At 59.2% G+C, this 15374-nt stretch carries 12 protein-coding genes, 1 tRNA gene and 2 pseudogenes; 10 read left to right on the top strand and 5 right to left on the bottom strand.

Features of this window, described 5'->3' with window-relative positions:
* Positions 1–26 precede the first annotated feature (26 nt).
* The 5 genes from B0G71_RS05330 (at position 27) to B0G71_RS05350 (ending at position 5574) form a co-directional block, all read left to right on the top strand.
* Entirely contained in the window at positions 27–1076 is a 1050-nt protein-coding gene (locus tag B0G71_RS05330; RefSeq protein ID WP_116140182.1) for a DNA-3-methyladenine glycosylase, read from the top strand.
* Positions 1077–1200: 124 nt separating this feature from the next.
* Positions 1201–2172 (top strand): acetyl-CoA carboxylase carboxyltransferase subunit alpha, encoded by a 972-nt coding sequence (locus tag B0G71_RS05335; protein WP_074283028.1) that lies wholly within the window; start codon positions 1201–1203, stop codon positions 2170–2172.
* A 48-nt stretch (positions 2173–2220) separates the two neighbouring features.
* The gene (gene tilS, locus B0G71_RS05340) at positions 2221–3654 is read left to right on the top strand and encodes a tRNA lysidine(34) synthetase TilS (RefSeq protein WP_116140184.1); all 1434 of its coding nucleotides are present in this window, start codon (positions 2221–2223) and stop codon (positions 3652–3654) included.
* A gap of 384 nt (positions 3655–4038) precedes the next feature.
* Positions 4039–5289: an aspartate kinase gene (locus B0G71_RS05345; RefSeq protein ID WP_106279546.1), complete on the top strand. Its 1251-nt coding sequence runs from the start codon at positions 4039–4041 to the stop codon at positions 5287–5289.
* A gap of 191 nt (positions 5290–5480) precedes the next feature.
* Positions 5481–5574, top strand: a tRNA-Ser gene (locus B0G71_RS05350).
* Between the two features lie 391 nt (positions 5575–5965).
* Here the strand turns inward: B0G71_RS05350 and B0G71_RS41805 are convergent.
* The 3 genes and pseudogenes from B0G71_RS41805 to B0G71_RS05365 form a co-directional block, all read right to left on the bottom strand.
* Positions 5966–6142 (bottom strand): annotated as a pseudogene (locus tag B0G71_RS41805) (LysR family transcriptional regulator); the annotation flags it as partial.
* A gap of 271 nt (positions 6143–6413) precedes the next feature.
* Entirely contained in the window at positions 6414–6902 is a 489-nt protein-coding gene (locus B0G71_RS05360; RefSeq protein ID WP_258875487.1) for a DUF3331 domain-containing protein, read from the bottom strand.
* A gap of 31 nt (positions 6903–6933) precedes the next feature.
* Positions 6934–8226 (bottom strand): NAD(P)/FAD-dependent oxidoreductase, encoded by a 1293-nt coding sequence (locus tag B0G71_RS05365; protein WP_116140188.1) that lies wholly within the window; start codon positions 8224–8226, stop codon positions 6934–6936.
* Between the two features lie 139 nt (positions 8227–8365).
* Between B0G71_RS05365 and B0G71_RS05370 the strand changes: the two genes are divergently transcribed.
* Positions 8366–9037, top strand: coding sequence for a TetR/AcrR family transcriptional regulator (locus tag B0G71_RS05370; protein ID WP_116140190.1), 672 nt, complete (start codon positions 8366–8368; stop codon positions 9035–9037).
* A gap of 55 nt (positions 9038–9092) precedes the next feature.
* Here the strand turns inward: B0G71_RS05370 and B0G71_RS41810 are convergent.
* Both B0G71_RS41810 and B0G71_RS05380 read right to left on the bottom strand, forming a co-directional pair.
* Positions 9093–9319: pseudogene (locus B0G71_RS41810) on the bottom strand (phage capsid protein); the annotation flags it as partial.
* A gap of 19 nt (positions 9320–9338) precedes the next feature.
* Positions 9339–9836, bottom strand: a complete 498-nt coding sequence (locus B0G71_RS05380; protein ID WP_147308650.1) for an NYN domain-containing protein — start codon at positions 9834–9836, stop codon at positions 9339–9341.
* A 99-nt stretch (positions 9837–9935) separates the two neighbouring features.
* Between B0G71_RS05380 and B0G71_RS05385 the strand changes: the two genes are divergently transcribed.
* The 4 genes from B0G71_RS05385 (at position 9936) to B0G71_RS05400 (ending at position 15358) form a co-directional block, all read left to right on the top strand.
* Entirely contained in the window at positions 9936–10949 is a 1014-nt protein-coding gene (locus B0G71_RS05385; protein ID WP_116140194.1) for an Ldh family oxidoreductase, read from the top strand.
* A gap of 168 nt (positions 10950–11117) precedes the next feature.
* Complete coding sequence (locus tag B0G71_RS05390; protein ID WP_116140196.1) at positions 11118–12416, top strand: MFS transporter; 1299 nt, start codon at positions 11118–11120, stop codon at positions 12414–12416.
* A gap of 232 nt (positions 12417–12648) precedes the next feature.
* Positions 12649–13785, top strand: a complete 1137-nt coding sequence (locus B0G71_RS05395; protein ID WP_116140198.1) for a porin — start codon at positions 12649–12651, stop codon at positions 13783–13785.
* 163 nt (positions 13786–13948) lie between these two features.
* Positions 13949–15358, top strand: a complete 1410-nt coding sequence (locus B0G71_RS05400; RefSeq protein ID WP_116140200.1) for an MFS transporter — start codon at positions 13949–13951, stop codon at positions 15356–15358.
* Positions 15359–15374: the final 16 nt, after the last annotated feature.

Below are 15374 nucleotides of genomic sequence, written 5' to 3' on the forward strand. Positions count from 1 at the left end.
GATCGACTCGCCAGGCAGGAGGCAGGATGGCAACGGCCACGAAGACGCCGGCTAAACGAGCCGCGTCTCAAACAAACGCGCCAGCCGCGGCAAAGTCGACACGCACGTCGGCTCGCACGGGCAGCGGCGCGGTAAGGAAAGCATCGTCGAAAGCCGCCGGGGTGGTGGCCAAGACCGCAGCGGGCGCAGCGAAAAAGACCACCGTGCAGCGTGCGCTCAACGGCGCGTCTTCGCACGCTCCTGTCGCGAAGCGCGCGAAGCCGCAGCGTGCGAAGAGCAACGGCGCCTTGTCGGCGGAACTGGCCGGTGACGTGCAGGAACTCGCCCGCATCAAGGTCGAGGGGCACGAAGGCGAAGTGGTGCGCAAGACGCGCGCGTCCGCAACCGCGGGCGGCGAAGCGGCGAGCGCGAGCGAAGCCGCGGTGCCGGTGCAGATCGCTGGCCTCACGCCTGAAGTCACGCGTCCGGCCTATTGGGACAAGGCGTGTGCCGACCTCGTCAAGCGCGATCGCATTCTGAAGAAACTGATTCCGAAGTTCGGCCCGGTGCATCTGCTGAGTCGCGGCGATCCGTTCGTCACGCTCGCGCGTTCGGTGGTCGGGCAGCAGATTTCGGTCGCGTCCGCGCAGGCCGCCTGGGCGAAGGTCGAGGCCGCGTGTCCCAAGCTCGTGCCGCAGCAGTTCATCAAGCTCGGTCTGGAAAAGCTGACCACGTGCGGGCTGTCCAGGCGCAAAGCCGAATACGTGCTCGATCTCGCGCAGCATTTCGTTTCGGGCGCGCTGCACGTCGGCAAATGGACGTCGATGGAAGACGAGGCCGTGATCGCCGAACTCACGCAGATTCGCGGCATCGGTCGCTGGACCGCGGAGATGTTCCTGATCTTCAACCTGTCGCGCCCCGACGTCCTGCCGCTCGACGACCTGGGCCTGATTCGTGCGATCAGCGTCAACTACTTCAGTGGCGAACCGGTCACACGCAGCGAAGCGCGCGAAGTCGCCGCCAACTGGGAGCCGTGGCGCACCGTCGCCACCTGGTATATGTGGCGTAGTCTTGACCCGTTGCCGGTCGACTACTGAAAAAGAAGAAACGGGACTATTTCAAAAGCTATCAAAGGTTAAAAATTGATAGTTGCGAGATGGTTTTGACATCGGCGCGCGCGGTTAGAATACGCGCTGCCGGTAAGTCCAAGGATTACAAACAATGAAGACCACGTTTCTGGATTTCGAACAGCCGATCGCTGAACTCGAAGCGAAGATCGAAGAATTGCGCTTCGTGCAGGACGATTCGGCCGTCGATATTTCGGAAGAGATCGAGCGGCTGTCCAAGAAGAGTCAACAGCTCACCAAAGATCTGTACGCGAACCTCACGCCGTGGCAGGTTTCGCAAATCGCCCGTCATCCGCAACGCCCGTACACGTTCGACTACGTGAGCGAGTTGTTCACCGACTTCCACGAATTGCACGGCGACCGCAACTATGCGGACGACCTGTCGATCGTCGGCGGCCTCGCGCGTTTCAACGGCCAGGCGTGTATGGTGATCGGCCATCAGAAGGGCCGCGATACCAAGGAGCGCGCGCTGCGCAACTTCGGCATGCCGCGTCCGGAAGGCTATCGCAAGGCCGAACGTTTGATGCGTCTCGCCGAAAAATTCGGCTTGCCGATTTTCACGTTCATCGACACGCCGGGCGCGTATCCGGGCATCGGCGCGGAAGAGCGCGGGCAGTCGGAAGCGATCGGCCGCAATCTTTACGTCATGGCCGAACTGAAGACGCCGTTGATCGCGACGATCATCGGCGAGGGCGGTTCGGGCGGCGCGTTGGCCATTGCAGTCGGCGACAGCGTGCTGATGCTGCAATTCTCGACCTATTCGGTGATCTCGCCGGAAGGCTGCGCGTCGATTCTGTGGAAGAGCGCCGCGAAAGCGCCGGAAGCGGCGGAAGCGCTCGGCTTGACCGCGCATCGTCTGAAGGCGCTCGGCCTGATCGACAAGATCGTGAACGAGCCGCTGGGCGGCGCGCATCGCGATCCGAAAGGCATGGCCGCGATGCTGCGGCGTGCGCTCGCCGATTCGCTGCGCCAGTTCCAGGGCATGAGCATCAACGACCTGCGTCAACGCCGTTTCGAACGGTTGATGTCGTACGGCAAATTCAAGGAAACGACGCCGGGTGCCTAAGCCCGCGCGCGTTTTCTTTCGTCCTTCAGCGCTTGATGCGCTAGCGACGTGACTTCCACCGCCGAAACACCCGCCGACCGCCTCGTTCTCGAGGCGGTCGGCTTTTCTTTGTCTGCGCTTCCCGCTAGCGCGCGTATTGCGATTGCCTTCAGCGGCGGGGTGGATTCGAGTGTGCTGCTCGATGCCGCGGCGCGTGTCGCGGGCGCGTCGCGTTGCATCGCGCTGCATGTGCATCATGGACTGAGCGCGCATGCCGATGCATGGCTCGCGCACTGCGAGGCGTTTGCGCTGGAGCGTGGCGTCGAGTTCGCGGCAGAGCGCGTCGAGGTGTCGCGTGATGCGGGCGTAAGCGTCGAAGCCGCCGCACGCGATGCGCGTTATCGCGCGCTGGACGAGATGTGCGCGTCGCGCGGCGTCGCCACGCTGTGGCTCGCACAGCATGCGGACGATCAGGCTGAGACCGTGTTGTTGCAATTGCTGCGCGGCGCTGGTCTCGCCGGTCTTGCCGCGATGGCGCCCGAGTATTTGCCGGCGAATGCGTCGGCAACGCGCGTGCGGCCTTTGCTTCACCTGTTGCGCGCACAGCTCGAGCAATACGCTGGCGAGCGTGCGTTGCGTTGGATCGACGATGAATCGAATGCCGATACACGCTACGCCCGCAATGCGTTGCGCCACGAAGTGACGCCCGCGCTGGCCGTGCACTTTCCGGGCTTTCGCGACGCGCTTGCGCGCACGGCGGCGCATGCGGCGTCGGCGCAGCGTTTGCTCGATACGCTTGCGCGCATCGATATGGAAGAAGCGTCACGCGACGAAGGGCGCGCGCTATCGCACGATGCATTGCTCGCGCTTGACGACGACCGCGCGCTCAATCTTCTGCGTTACTGGATGCGCACATTGGGCTTCGTCGCCGCATCGAACGCGCGTCTTGGCGATGCGCTGCGTCAGTTGCGTGAGATCGGCGCGGCGGGCGAGGGCCATGGTCTGCGTATCGATCACGCGGGACATGCGTTGCGCAGCTATCGCGGCGTGATCTATTGGGAACCGGGAGACAGTAGCGAGCCCGCCGACGAAACCGCGCTCGTCGCGCGCGCGGTCAGCGAGCTCGCGTGGCAGGGCGAGTCGATCTGGCGATTGCCGCAATGGCGCGGCACGTTTGTATTCGCCCACGCCGCGGTTGGTGATGCCGACGCGACGATTCCCGTGAGCGTTTTGCAGCGTGCGGTGTTGAGCGCGCGTCCGCGCAGCGGCGGCGAACGCATGCGCACGAGCGACGCGCCCGGCGCACCGAGCCGCACGTTGAAGAATCTGTTCCAGGAGCGCGGCATTCCCGCATGGAAGCGCGATGTGCCGCTGCTTTACATCGGCGATGAACTGCTGTTCGTGCCCGGGCTCGGGATCAATCGCGCTACGTTGCCGCAGCCGATCGACGAGGCCGAATCGCGCGTCAGGATCGTCTGGCGCGTGGATCTGCTGATCGCCTGACCGGCCGGTCGGACACCTCGATTGTCCATGCGGCGAATCCGGAAATAGGGCGCAAATCCGCATGAAACAGGCCTTTGCAGCGCATATTCAGCGTGATCCGATGGCCTTTCCGGCTTGTCTTTTTGCGCTCGATCGGGTACGTTAACTTGTTTGCCCGACCCGATTTCGCCTTCGCTTTTGTTGAATTAGTCGGTTTGCGATCGTGATCCGTCGTTTCCGGTAAGCCATCAGCGATCATTCCCGGGCAAATCCGCGCGTGCTGCACGCGTGCTGCATTTACGCCGCCACACACTCTGCCGTCGTTCACAAGACGTTGCGCTTCTGTGCTTTTGTGCGGTCGTCTCCAGCGCGCCAGCGCGGTTTCTCCTCCAGTTCAGAACGACAATGGCACTCATCGTACACAAATACGGCGGCACCTCGATGGGCTCGGTCGAGCGCATCAAGAACGTCGCCAAGCGCGTCGCGAAATGGCACAAGGCTGGCCACAAGATGGTCGTCGTGCCGTCGGCGATGTCCGGCGAAACCAACCGCTTACTCGGTCTCGCGAAGGAAATCACGGGTCAGCCGAGCCCGCGCGAACTCGACATGATTGCCGCCACGGGCGAGCAGGTCAGCTCGGGTCTGCTCGCCATCGCGCTGCAGGAAGCCGGCGTCGACGCGGTCAGCTACGCCGGCTGGCAAGTGCCGGTCAAAACGGATAGCGCGTTCACGAAAGCGCGCATTAGCGAAATCGACGGCGAGCGCGTGCTGCGCGATCTCGACGCGGGCAAGGTGGTGGTGATCACCGGCTTCCAGGGCATCGATCCTGACGGCAACATCACCACGCTCGGCCGCGGCGGTTCGGATACGTCGGCGGTCGCGGTCGCGGCCGCGTTGAAAGCCGATGAATGCCTGATCTACACCGACGTCGACGGGGTCTACACGACCGACCCGCGCGTGGTGGAAGAGGCGCGCCGGCTCGATCGCGTGACGTTCGAAGAAATGCTGGAAATGGCAAGCCTGGGTTCGAAGGTGCTGCAGATCCGCTCGGTGGAATTCGCCGGCAAATATCAGGTGAAGACACGTGTGTTGTCGAGCCTGACCGATCCGCTGATACCGCTCGACGCTGAAATGAAGTCGGGCACCCTGATTACTTTTGAAGAAGACGAGACCATGGAAAAAGCAGTCATCTCGGGCATCGCGTTTCAGCGCGACGAAGCTCGTATCGCCGTGATGGGTGTGCCCGACAAGCCGGGCATCGCGTATCAGATTCTCGGCCCGGTGGCGGACGCGAATATCGACGTCGACATGATCATCCAGAACCAGAGCGTGGAAGGCAAAACGGCGTTCACGTTCACGGTCGGCCGTGGCGACTATCAACGCGCCATGGACATCCTCACGAACCAGGTGAAGGGTCACGTGCAGGCCGAGCAGGTGCTGGGCGATCCGAAGGTGTCGAAGGTCTCGGTGGTGGGCGTCGGCATGCGCTCGCATGTGGGTATCGCGAGCACGATGTTCCGCACGCTGTCGGAAGAGGGCATCAACATCCAGATGATCTCGACCTCCGAAATCAAGATCTCGGTGCTGATCGACGAGAAGTATATGGAGCTCGCTGTGCGCGCGCTGCATAAAGCGTTCGAGCTGGATCAGGCGTAAGTAGTTTTGAATAGGCGGGGCGTGCAAGAGCGCCCCGTTTGTTTTGCGCGGCCGCGGTGGCCCAGGTGAATAAATTGCGTCGTCAGTGACGAAACTGGCACAAAAACTGTCCGCCAGACATTGACCTTCGCGGTTCGGCCCGCTATTATCTTGGCTTCGTCGCGCTGACTCCCTGCGCGACTGAAAGTTTGGGAGACGTGGCCGAGAGGTCGAAGGCACTCCCCTGCTAAGGGAGCATCTGGGCCAAAACCTGGATCGAGGGTTCGAATCCCTCCGTCTCCGCCAATGTGATCTGCAAGTGCTTGATTTTAAGGTGCTTTCTAAGGCGGAACATGCAGTACCCACGTTTCTACCCATGTGTCGAAGGGTGGCGCAGTAAAGAAAAAAGGCCCTGTCCATTTCGGTGGACAGGGCCTTTGTCTTTTGTGTCGAGCATGCTCAAGAGCTAGGGTGCAAGTCCCTTACCCAGCCTGATGATGGCAAAGGATTAGTGAAGCGCACGGGCGTCGTCGTGAGGCGGGGTCCGAAAGAAGCGCGTAGCAAACCACACCTGACGAACAGAAACCAGATATAAGGCCTAACGTCGGAGCCACCAAGCAAACGCGCCACCATTAAAAGCCAGATTGCTGCGTTGAAGGAACGTATTTCAGTCGCCGACGCGCAAATCGGCGACGATATGTGCGCCGGTTGCTTCGGCCTCAGCCAGATCGACATGCGCAAGAGTCTGTTCGCAGTGTTGCAGATAGTGTCTGCCGGCCTCCGTGAGGAAGACGCGCCGCGTTGTCCGGTTGAGCAGTCGGGTGCTCAGGCGGGATTCCAGTTCCTTGGAGGCGCGGGACACAGCGGGCGCACTGGGAAAGGCTCCTTTGCTTGGTTGCTGCCGCGCTCATGTACGAACGTACAGTCAAACGGTCGTTTCTGGATCGAATCCTGGGCCAGTCGGTGCGCCTTGTTTTGGCCTATGCACTGCGATGCTATCTGGTCAGGAGGTAGTCGTGCACTGCCTCAGGGACGTCTGATGGATGCAGCTGCGCGTCGTTAGCTATTTGCTTGCTCCCCCGTCTAGGATTTCTATATATAAAATGGGAGCCAGGCATCGGTACACCGTCCGCAAGAGTGCTCGCTCACTCAGCGCGCTCGTATGCATGGGTCTGGCTTGCGAACTGACCAAATTCATCCAATGAGGCGGATTCGCCGTCTTCCTTCAAAGTGCAGCATCGATCAGCGAAGGCACGGTCAATTGCGATCGCAAGCATCATGGCAGCGGCATTGGCCGGAGGTGGATCAACCTTTGTGGGGCGGTAGATCGTATCGCCCGTGGCGATTGGTTGTCCGCTCAATGCGCATATCCCCGATCGTTTGGCTGCAGCAAGGCGCCAGACCTGCTCACCGTATTTGCAGCCTTGGGGATCGCTCCACGAGACAGTTGCCGTCCGCGGACTGATTCGATCAAGCAGGGCTACCGAAACAGATCGATTGATATTCGACACACGTTTAGATCCCTGTGAACTGACTATCCCCTTGACGTGATCCGCAAATTGATCTGCGCAACCGGCATCAAGTTGGCCGACAGTACGCTGCCACGCGATGTTGTCCGTCACGTACTGATCCATGCCGGTACTCCTGTCAAAAGTGGTGTGGCCCTCAGCTCAGTCGGATCTTCGGCTGCACGCAGCTGTTGATCTGCTCTGCTGCCCACAGCAGCGTGGCTTTGCCGAAACCGTGCAACGCTTGCTGATGTTGCCGGTAGAGCATGGCGTGGCTCAGTTGCGCGAATCGGCCTTTGATAAACCCGCCACGGAAGAACCCGAACTGGCCGAGTGTCCCGAAAGCGTTGTAGTCGCTCAGCGATACGAGCGCGCCGAAGTCGCGAAACGCAAACTCGGGTAACGAGCCTCCAGCAAGCCAGTCCGGCAAGTGCTTCGCGAGAAACTGTGCCTGTTGCGTGGCGACCTGTGCGGTTGGTGCGAGAGGGCGCTCATTGCCAACGAGTGTCAGCGTCGAGCAATCGCCGAGAACGAATATTTTGTCGTCGCCCAGCGCCTGTAGTGTTGGTCTGACGCTGATCTGATTGGAACGATTCGCCGCGATCCCATCCACTTTGCCCAGGAAATCAGGCGCCTTGACGCCCGCCGCCCATACCATCAAATCCGCCGACTGCTTGCTGCCGTCGCCGAGCCGGAGCCCATCCGGCTCGGCTGCGGTCACGCGCGTGCCCGTTCGTACTGTGAAGCCGATATGCCGCAACTGCGCTTCGCTGGATTCCGACACCGCAGGAGGAAATGCCGCCAGTACGCGCTGTGCGCTTTCATACAGCGTGAGGTTTAGGCGTGAGCGGATGCCTGGGTCGCCATAACTCGCGGCCACTTCAAGCAAACGGCTCAATTCCGCAGCCAGTTCGACCCCGGTCGCCCCTGCGCCGACTATCGACACACGCAACCGGTCATTCGTCACGACACTCCGGAATATGCTAATGCGCAAGGCTTCATTGAAAACTTCAGCTTGCGCCTGGCTATCGATGAAATGGCAATGCTCAAGTACGCCAGGTGTGCCGAAATCGTTAGCGCGACTGCCCAGCGCAAGGATCAGCACATCGTATTCGATCGTGCGTGCACCGATGACGACTTCGCCCGACGGCGCTCGGAGTTCGGTCAGCTCGACGAGGCGCGCACAGCGGTCCAAGCCTTCCATTTCGCCGGGCTGATAGTCGAAGCCGTGATCCCGGGCGTGGGCAAGATAGATGACCTGCTGCTGCTGGACATCGCGTGTACCGGCCGCGATGGTGTGCAGCATGGGTTTCCAGATATGCGTTGCGCTTTTGTCGATCAACGTGACCTTGGCGCGACCACTACGCCCAAGCGTGTTGCCCAGCCTGGTCGCGAGCAGAAGTCCAGCAATGCCGCCGCCGACGATGACGATCCGAGTGGCCTGACTCATTGCCAAATAATTCTACGAGTGATGAATAAATGCGATACTACGACGTGAATGAGTTCATGTCAAACGTGGCGCCGCTGTTATGGGCGGCTGCACACCGGTTAGACTTCCAGACTTTCCTTGAACACGATCACCGTTGCTGATGAAACATCCGAACGACAACGTCGAGCCTCTCACGACGACCGCCATGCCGCGTCGGGCTCGCGGTCGCCCGGCCGGCAGCGAAGCGGGCGGCGCTGATGCGTTGCTTCACAGCGCGCGCAGGGCGTTTGCGAAGAGCGGCTACGAGGCAACTAGCGTGCGCGAAATTGCTAGGGCGTCGGGCGTCGACCCCGCGCTTGTTGCGCATCATTTCGGTTCGAAGGAAGCATTGTGGATCGCTGTGGTGGAGCAGATCGCTGAAGAAGCAGCGCCGATGATCGCAAAGACCACCGCGCTGCGGGCAATGTTCGAGTTGAGGCCGCGAGCGCGCGTCGAAAGAGCGGTGTCGATCCTGATCGACCAAGTGTTTCTGACACCGGATGTAGGCATGTTCTTTTCGACGGCCGCAACGGAAACCGGGGAGCGCCTTGACGTCCTGATTGAAAGGGTGGTTAGCCCGTTTCATGACGTGTTTGTGCCGTTGCTTGCTGACGCGATTGACACGGGTGAGGTGCCGCAGCAGGATCCCGAAATCATGTTCATGCTGCTGGTCAACGGCATCAGCAAAACCGTCGCGTATAGCCATGTGCTGAGCCCGTTTTCGTCGCTGCCGAGGCGGCCGAAATTATTCAAGCAGGCTGTATTGGTAAGCGCGCTGGCTGCGCTAGGCTGAAATAAGTGCCGACGCGACAAACACGCGAGTTCGATTGGCCGGCTGTTGCAGTGGCGTAGGGCTTGCAGAAGTTCTGACCGAACGCACAGCCGTCCGGTGTAGGACAGCCCACGCGGTGATGCCGCCGTCCGTCACGCGTTTGCAACTTTTACTATTGCCCACCCACGCAGACTGGACGGCCGGTGTCGCGGTCGAACAGTGAGTAGTTGGCCCGCAGATTCGGTCCGGTTCGTTGAACCGCATCCCTACGGGAATTGCGCGCAGTTTTCCTGCGGACGCCTTGTGTGCAGAGCAAACTATCTCAAGTGTCGAACCATATTATTCGGTCCGCGAATGCTTCCAGTACCGGTGCACGGTGACTGCGCGCACCATTGAGCCAGAATTCTCTAGAAAACTGGCGTCGGACCGTTGAAATTGCCGGTTCCAACGCCGCATCTGCTGAGGTGAGGACAAGGCGATCACAGTCATCTCCTGACGCCAGTCGTATGGACTCGACTGCCGCCTCAACTGCAAGCAGTCTATGAGTGTCGTGGTAGGCATCTTCGTTTGCCGCCGCAGGCAGCGGTATCAGACGCACGCCGAATGGCGTGCGCAGAATGTTCGATCGCAAACCATTGATGAAAGCGCTTGCCATATCCTTATCGATGTCGCTCGAAAGATCGAAATATAGTGAGCATTTCATGGGTGCGCCTTGTGCTGCTACCAACTCCCGTTCCATATTCGCTATTAGCTGGACGCACGTGCGTTCTCGTAGGGCGGTTCTCAAATAGGTTCCGTCGACAATCCATACTGTGTTCATACTCTGGTCCTTGGCACTTGCAAAGTGCTTCCGTTTGACGGCGACAACCACACCGACTATCCTTGCAAATTGAATATTGTATCCAAATAAGGCTTTTCAATGGAAAAGGTTTGTCTGTCTCTCGAAGAGGTGAGTACGTTGTCCATGCGTGTGCTTACGTCCAATGGCATGGCAGAAGATCACGCTCGCGCCATCGCTCGCGTGATTACAGCCGGACAACGGGATGAGTGCCATTCCCACGGAATTTATCGTCTGCTCGTCTGTGTCAGGTCTCTTCGGGAGGGCAAGCTCGTAGGCGATGCGAGACCACAGGTCACTGAACTCTCGCCCGCGATCGTTCGCGTGGATGCCGGGTTTGGATACTCACAGCTGGCCTTTGAACTCGGCAGCAAGGTTCTCGTTGAAAAGGCACGGGAGGTGGGCATCGCGGCACTCTCGATCAACAACTGCTTTCATTTTTCCGCTCTCTGGCCGGAGGTTGAGGCTATCGCGAGCGAGGGGTTTGCCGCGATAGCGATGACTCCCAGTCATAGTTGGGTCGCACCGGCGGGCGGCACAAAGCCGGTGTTTGGGACCAATCCGATCGCGTTTGCGTGGCCTCGACCGGGCAAGTTTCCGTTCGTGTTCGATTTCGCGACAAGTGCGATTGCCCGTGGTGACATTGAATTGCATAGAAGGACAGGGAAGGAAATCCCGCTCGGCTGGGCCGTTGACGAGGCAGGGCAGCCAACGACGGATCCGGCTGCCGCAATGAAGGGCGCAATGCTCACCTTCGGCGGCCATAAAGGGTCTGCCCTGTCGGCGATGGTCGAGCTGCTTGCCGGCCCTCTGCTTGGGGACATGACCAGCCTCGAATCGCAGAAATTCGACGAAGGTGTGGGGGCCACGCCCTGCCATGGTGAGCTCGTTCTCGCATTCAATCCAGACGTGTTCGCAGCCGGGAACCGTGCAGGAGGCGACAAGTACGCAGAAGCGATGTTCGACGCTATTGCCGGGCAAGGCGCGCGGCTGCCTTCGCAGCGGCGATTCGAGGCCAGAGTTCGCAGCGAAGCAAATGGCGTCGAGGTCAGTACCCAGCTCTACGCCGACGTCAAGGCGCTCATCCACGACTAGCCGCGGTCCCTTGACTGCATCCAGCATATTTCGGCGGTTCCCGCCATAGGCGCACGCCCGAGCCTTGCAACATTAACGGAAAAGCTGCGGAACTCCTTGACCTATTATATTGGATCCAGGATATTGGCGTCGAAATCAGGGCGTGCCTAGAATATTCTGGAGAGCTTTATGGACACCGCAACCGCACCGCGCAAGACGCTTCATATACGTGTTCTTGCTGCGAGCCTTGCTGGCAGTGCTATCGAGTGGTTCGACTACTTCCTTTATGGAACGGTCGCAGCGCTCGTTTTCAACAGATTGTTCTTTCCTAACTTTGACCCGATCGTTGGACTACTTCTTTCCTACCTTTCGTTTTCGCTTACTTTCTTTGTCCGGCCGTTCGGCGGGGTTTTCCTTGCACATATTGGTGACCGGATTGGCAGAAAGAAAACACTCGTTCTGACGCTCTCCCTCATGGGGGGCGGAACAGTGTTAATCGGATGTCTGCCGACATACAACATGATCGGATTCTGGGCGCCCGCTCTGCTTGTCCTGCTACGGGTCGTTCAAGGCGTTGGTATCTCCGGGGAATGGGGTGGGGCGCTGCTGCTGGCCTACGAGTACGCGCCGGAACACCGGAAGGCTCTTTACGCGTGCGTCCCGCAACTGGGTGTCCCACTCGGCATGTTGCTGGCGACTCTGGCGATGTCACTGATGAGCCTCCTGCCAGACTCGGATTTTCTGGCGTGGGGCTGGCGCGTGCCTTTTATCATGAGTGCAGGCCTCGTTTTTCTCGGGCTGTGGATACGCCGTGGCATTGGCGAGACTCCGGAGTTCGCCGAGGTCAAGCGAACGGGTAGGGTCGAACGCGCACCCATCGTCGAAACCTTGCGACATCACTGGAAAGGTGTGCTTGTAGCGACGGGTGCCAAAATTGTCGAAACAGCTCCCTTCTATGTTTTCACAACCTTCGTGGTGAGTTATGCCACGGGTACGCTCACCTATAGTCGCGTCACCGTGCTCAACGCGATCACGCTCGCTGCCATGGTTACCTGTATCGCTGTTCCGTTTATGGGTTGGCTCGCAGACCGCGTCGGCAGTCGCGTCGTCTACCTCGGCGGGACAGTGCTGATGGCTGTGTTTGCTGGTCCCTATTTCATGCTGCTCGATGTGGGGCAGAAGTGGTCGATTACGCTGGCGACCGTCGTTTCTGTCGGGCTCATCTGGGCGCCGATCGTAGCGACACTAGGCACGATCATGGCGAGGATCTTCTCAATCCAGGTTCGATTCACCGGAATCACACTCGGCTCCCAGATCGGTGCCGCACTTGCCGGCGGTACGGCTCCCCTCATCGCGACGTGGTTGCTGCGCCAGTCAGGCGGAAACTGGCTTTCAGTCGCCGTCTATATTGCCATCTGTGCCGGAATTTCATTCTTTGCCGTAGCACGGCAACCGGGTGCCTCAGAAGCTGCCATGACGGTCAAATAAGCCGGTTGGTGGTGAGGATCGCGAACGCCTGTTTCGTCTGCCATGCCGCCACGAAAAACAGTAGGAACCAAGCGTGCCTGTTTCACCACGACTCAAGGCACCGTGCGTTGTCGATGACGGGCGGCGCCTTGTCGGCCCACTCATAAGCCGCAAGAGCGAAGGTCTATAAAGAAATTCTGGCAGAAAATTCCATTTGAAATCCGTAGTATTACTTATTAAAGAGGGGGTTAAGATGAAAAAGGCAGGTATGGCGGCGGCGATCATGTCCACCGCGGTAGTGTGCCATGCGCAGAGTTCCGTCACGTTGTACGGCGCAGTGGACGATGGGATCACTTATACAAACAACCAGGGTGGCCATTACAACATTCAGGCCTCAAACGGCGCACTAGGCAGCAGCAAATGGGGCTTCCTGATCAAGGAGGATCTGGGCGGTGGATACAGCACCGTTGCTCGCCTCGAGAACGGTTTCGATATCAACAAGGGCACGATGAACAACGGCGGCCGCCTTTTCGGCCGTCAGGCCTACGTCGGCCTTGCCTCGCCCTTCGGTACCATGTTGATGGGCCGCCAGTACGATCTGGTGCTCGATTCACTGATTGGTCTTTCGGCCTCTGGCCGGTTCAATGGAATTCTGGCTACGCACGCAGCGGACGTGGATAACGTCTGGGGCGACTACTCGTTGAGTAATTCGATCAAGTACATCTCGCCAACGTACGCCGGTTTCACGCTGTCGGGGCTTTTCAGCCTCGGTGGAGTGGCAGGGGACTTCTCTAACGGCAAAAAGGAGTCGGTCAGTCTCAGTTACGCGAACAGCGCGCTCAGCGCCAGTGCAGTGTTTTCGCGAATCGATAACCCCGCGACATCCATCTATGATGCGACGGCAAACCCTGTGACAGGCGGAACGTTCGTAAACCCCATCACGAATCCGATCTTCAGCGGGTACACGTCGGCCCATGCTTTACAGGTCGCGGGGGCAGGCGTCAACTATCGCATCGGCGCGGCATTGCTCGGCTTCACCTACACCAATACCCGATTTGACGATGTGGTGCGTACCTCGTCGACGCCATTCTCGGGCACCGCAACCTTCAACAACTACGAAGCGCTCGCTACTTACAATGTCACGCCGGCCGCGTTAGTAGGCGCGTCGTACGACTACACGAAAGCTGAAACGGCGAAATATTTCCAGCTCAATGTTGGCACGCAGTACAGCCTTTCGAAACGCACGCTGCTGTATGCGACAACTTCCTGGCTACGCGCATCGGGTGTTGATTCGACAGGTAAGCAAGCCGTCGCGGCGTTGGCTTTCCTCACACCGTCGTCCACAAATAATCAGATCGCCGTCCGTGTGGGCATCCGGCATACGTTTTAACGCTTTCAGGTCCCGAATCCGTCTGCCTCCTTCCGGGCAGACGGAAGGGCGCGCAAAGGTTTACCCGCGCTTGACTCTGGATTTTGGATACAGGATATTGTTATCACACGCCGATCCCGGAGAAATTCCGGACCTATCGATCCCTAATTTCGGGAGCAACCAAATGTCACCGATTGCAGCCCGGCTCGAACGCCTTCCGTTCAGCCGTTTCCACTTCAAGCTGCTCGTCATGGGCGGGTTGGGCTTCATGTTCGAAGCCATTGACGCAGCTATCATTGCGTTTATCCTGCCCGTTGCTCGTACCAAGTGGCACCTGACGAGCTTCGAGACGGGCCTTCTTGGCAGCAGTACATATGTCGGTTTTCTGGTCGGTGCGCTGTTCGCCGGCCTTCTGGGGGATCGCTTCGGTCGCCGCGTTGTGATGATGTGGGCGCTGACATTTTTCTGCGTACTGACATTCGCTAACGCATTCGTGAACGACTGGCATACCTTTGCGCTGCTGCGGGCGATAGCGGGTATCGGTATGGGCGCTGAAGGCGCAATCATTGCACCGTTCCTGGTTGAATTTGTCAGCAATCGTTATCGGGGTGCTTTCACCGGTGCGCTGGCCGGTTTCTTCTCGTTCGGGTTCGTGGCTGCGGCACTAATCGGTTATTTCGTGATCCCGCTCAGCCCTGAAGGCTGGCGCATCGCACTGGTCATCGTGTCTGTCCCCGTCGTTGTACTACTCTGGTGGCGGCGTTCGCTGCATGAATCGCCGCGCTGGCTGGAACTCCACGGCCGTCATGCGGAAGCTGAAGCAGTTGTAGCGGACATCGAACGTCAGATCGAGCGCTCGGGAGTGAAATTGCCTCCGGTGGTGCCAGTGGCTGGCGGTGCGGCTAGTTACGAGCAGTCGGGTTCTTTCTTCGGAAACCTGCGGCTGCTCTGGAAACCGCCGCTCGCCAAGACAACGCTGATGACATGGTGTTTGTGGCTGTCGGTGACGTTCTGCTCGTACGCATTCTTTGTCTGGATCCCTGGCTTGCTCGTTCAGCATGGCATGACCATCACGAAGAGTTTCTCCGTCTCGATCCTGATCTACCTCGCGCAGATTCCAGGCTACTACTCATCGGCCTACTTCTGCGAGAAGCTGGGACGCAAGACAACGATCGTTACATACATGGCATTGGCTTGCGTCGCAGGTATTTGGCTTGCCAATGCGGGCAGCGACACGTCGATCGTCCTTGCTTCGATCTTCATGTCCTTCGCGATGAATGGGGTGAACGCGGGTGAGTACGCCTACACACCTGAAGTGTTCCCGACGCATCTTCGCGCAACTGGGATGGGAACGGCATCGGCGTTTGGCCGGATTGGCGCAATCTGTTCGCCGATGCTAGTGGGTTATATCTACCCGATATGGGGTTTCGCCGGTGTGTTCGGCATGACGACCGTCATCTTGGTAATCGGTGCTCTCGCCGTGATTATTCTGGGCGTCTCGACGAAAGGGAAAACCCTTGAAGAAATATCCGAGGCTGAGTACGGCTCCATAAATCCCGAAACGCAGAGTGCAGCGTTCCGAACCGCGAAATAAGGGGTCTTTGTGACAA

This window comes from Paraburkholderia sp. BL27I4N3 (genome assembly GCF_003386115.1).
Lineage (GTDB): Bacteria > Pseudomonadota > Gammaproteobacteria > Burkholderiales > Burkholderiaceae > Paraburkholderia.

Excerpts from the sequence above, each read along its gene's own strand:
- B0G71_RS05380 (WP_147308650.1), bottom strand. The coding sequence starts at position 9,836 with ATGAACACAGTATGGATTGTCGACGGAACCTATTTGAGAACCGCCCTA.
- B0G71_RS05395 (WP_116140198.1), top strand. The coding sequence starts at position 12,649 with ATGAAAAAGGCAGGTATGGCGGCGGCGATCATGTCCACCGCGGTAGTG.
- B0G71_RS05345 (WP_106279546.1), top strand. The coding sequence starts at position 4,039 with ATGGCACTCATCGTACACAAATACGGCGGCACCTCGATGGGCTCGGTC.
- B0G71_RS05335 (WP_074283028.1), top strand. The coding sequence starts at position 1,201 with ATGAAGACCACGTTTCTGGATTTCGAACAGCCGATCGCTGAACTCGAA.
- B0G71_RS05400 (WP_116140200.1), top strand. The coding sequence starts at position 13,949 with ATGTCACCGATTGCAGCCCGGCTCGAACGCCTTCCGTTCAGCCGTTTC.
- B0G71_RS05385 (WP_116140194.1), top strand. The coding sequence starts at position 9,936 with ATGGAAAAGGTTTGTCTGTCTCTCGAAGAGGTGAGTACGTTGTCCATG.
- B0G71_RS05330 (WP_116140182.1), top strand. The coding sequence starts at position 27 with ATGGCAACGGCCACGAAGACGCCGGCTAAACGAGCCGCGTCTCAAACA.
- B0G71_RS05390 (WP_116140196.1), top strand. The coding sequence starts at position 11,118 with ATGGACACCGCAACCGCACCGCGCAAGACGCTTCATATACGTGTTCTT.
- B0G71_RS05360 (WP_258875487.1), bottom strand. The coding sequence starts at position 6,902 with ATGGATCAGTACGTGACGGACAACATCGCGTGGCAGCGTACTGTCGGC.
- B0G71_RS05370 (WP_116140190.1), top strand. The coding sequence starts at position 8,366 with ATGAAACATCCGAACGACAACGTCGAGCCTCTCACGACGACCGCCATG.
- B0G71_RS05365 (WP_116140188.1), bottom strand. The coding sequence starts at position 8,226 with ATGAGTCAGGCCACTCGGATCGTCATCGTCGGCGGCGGCATTGCTGGA.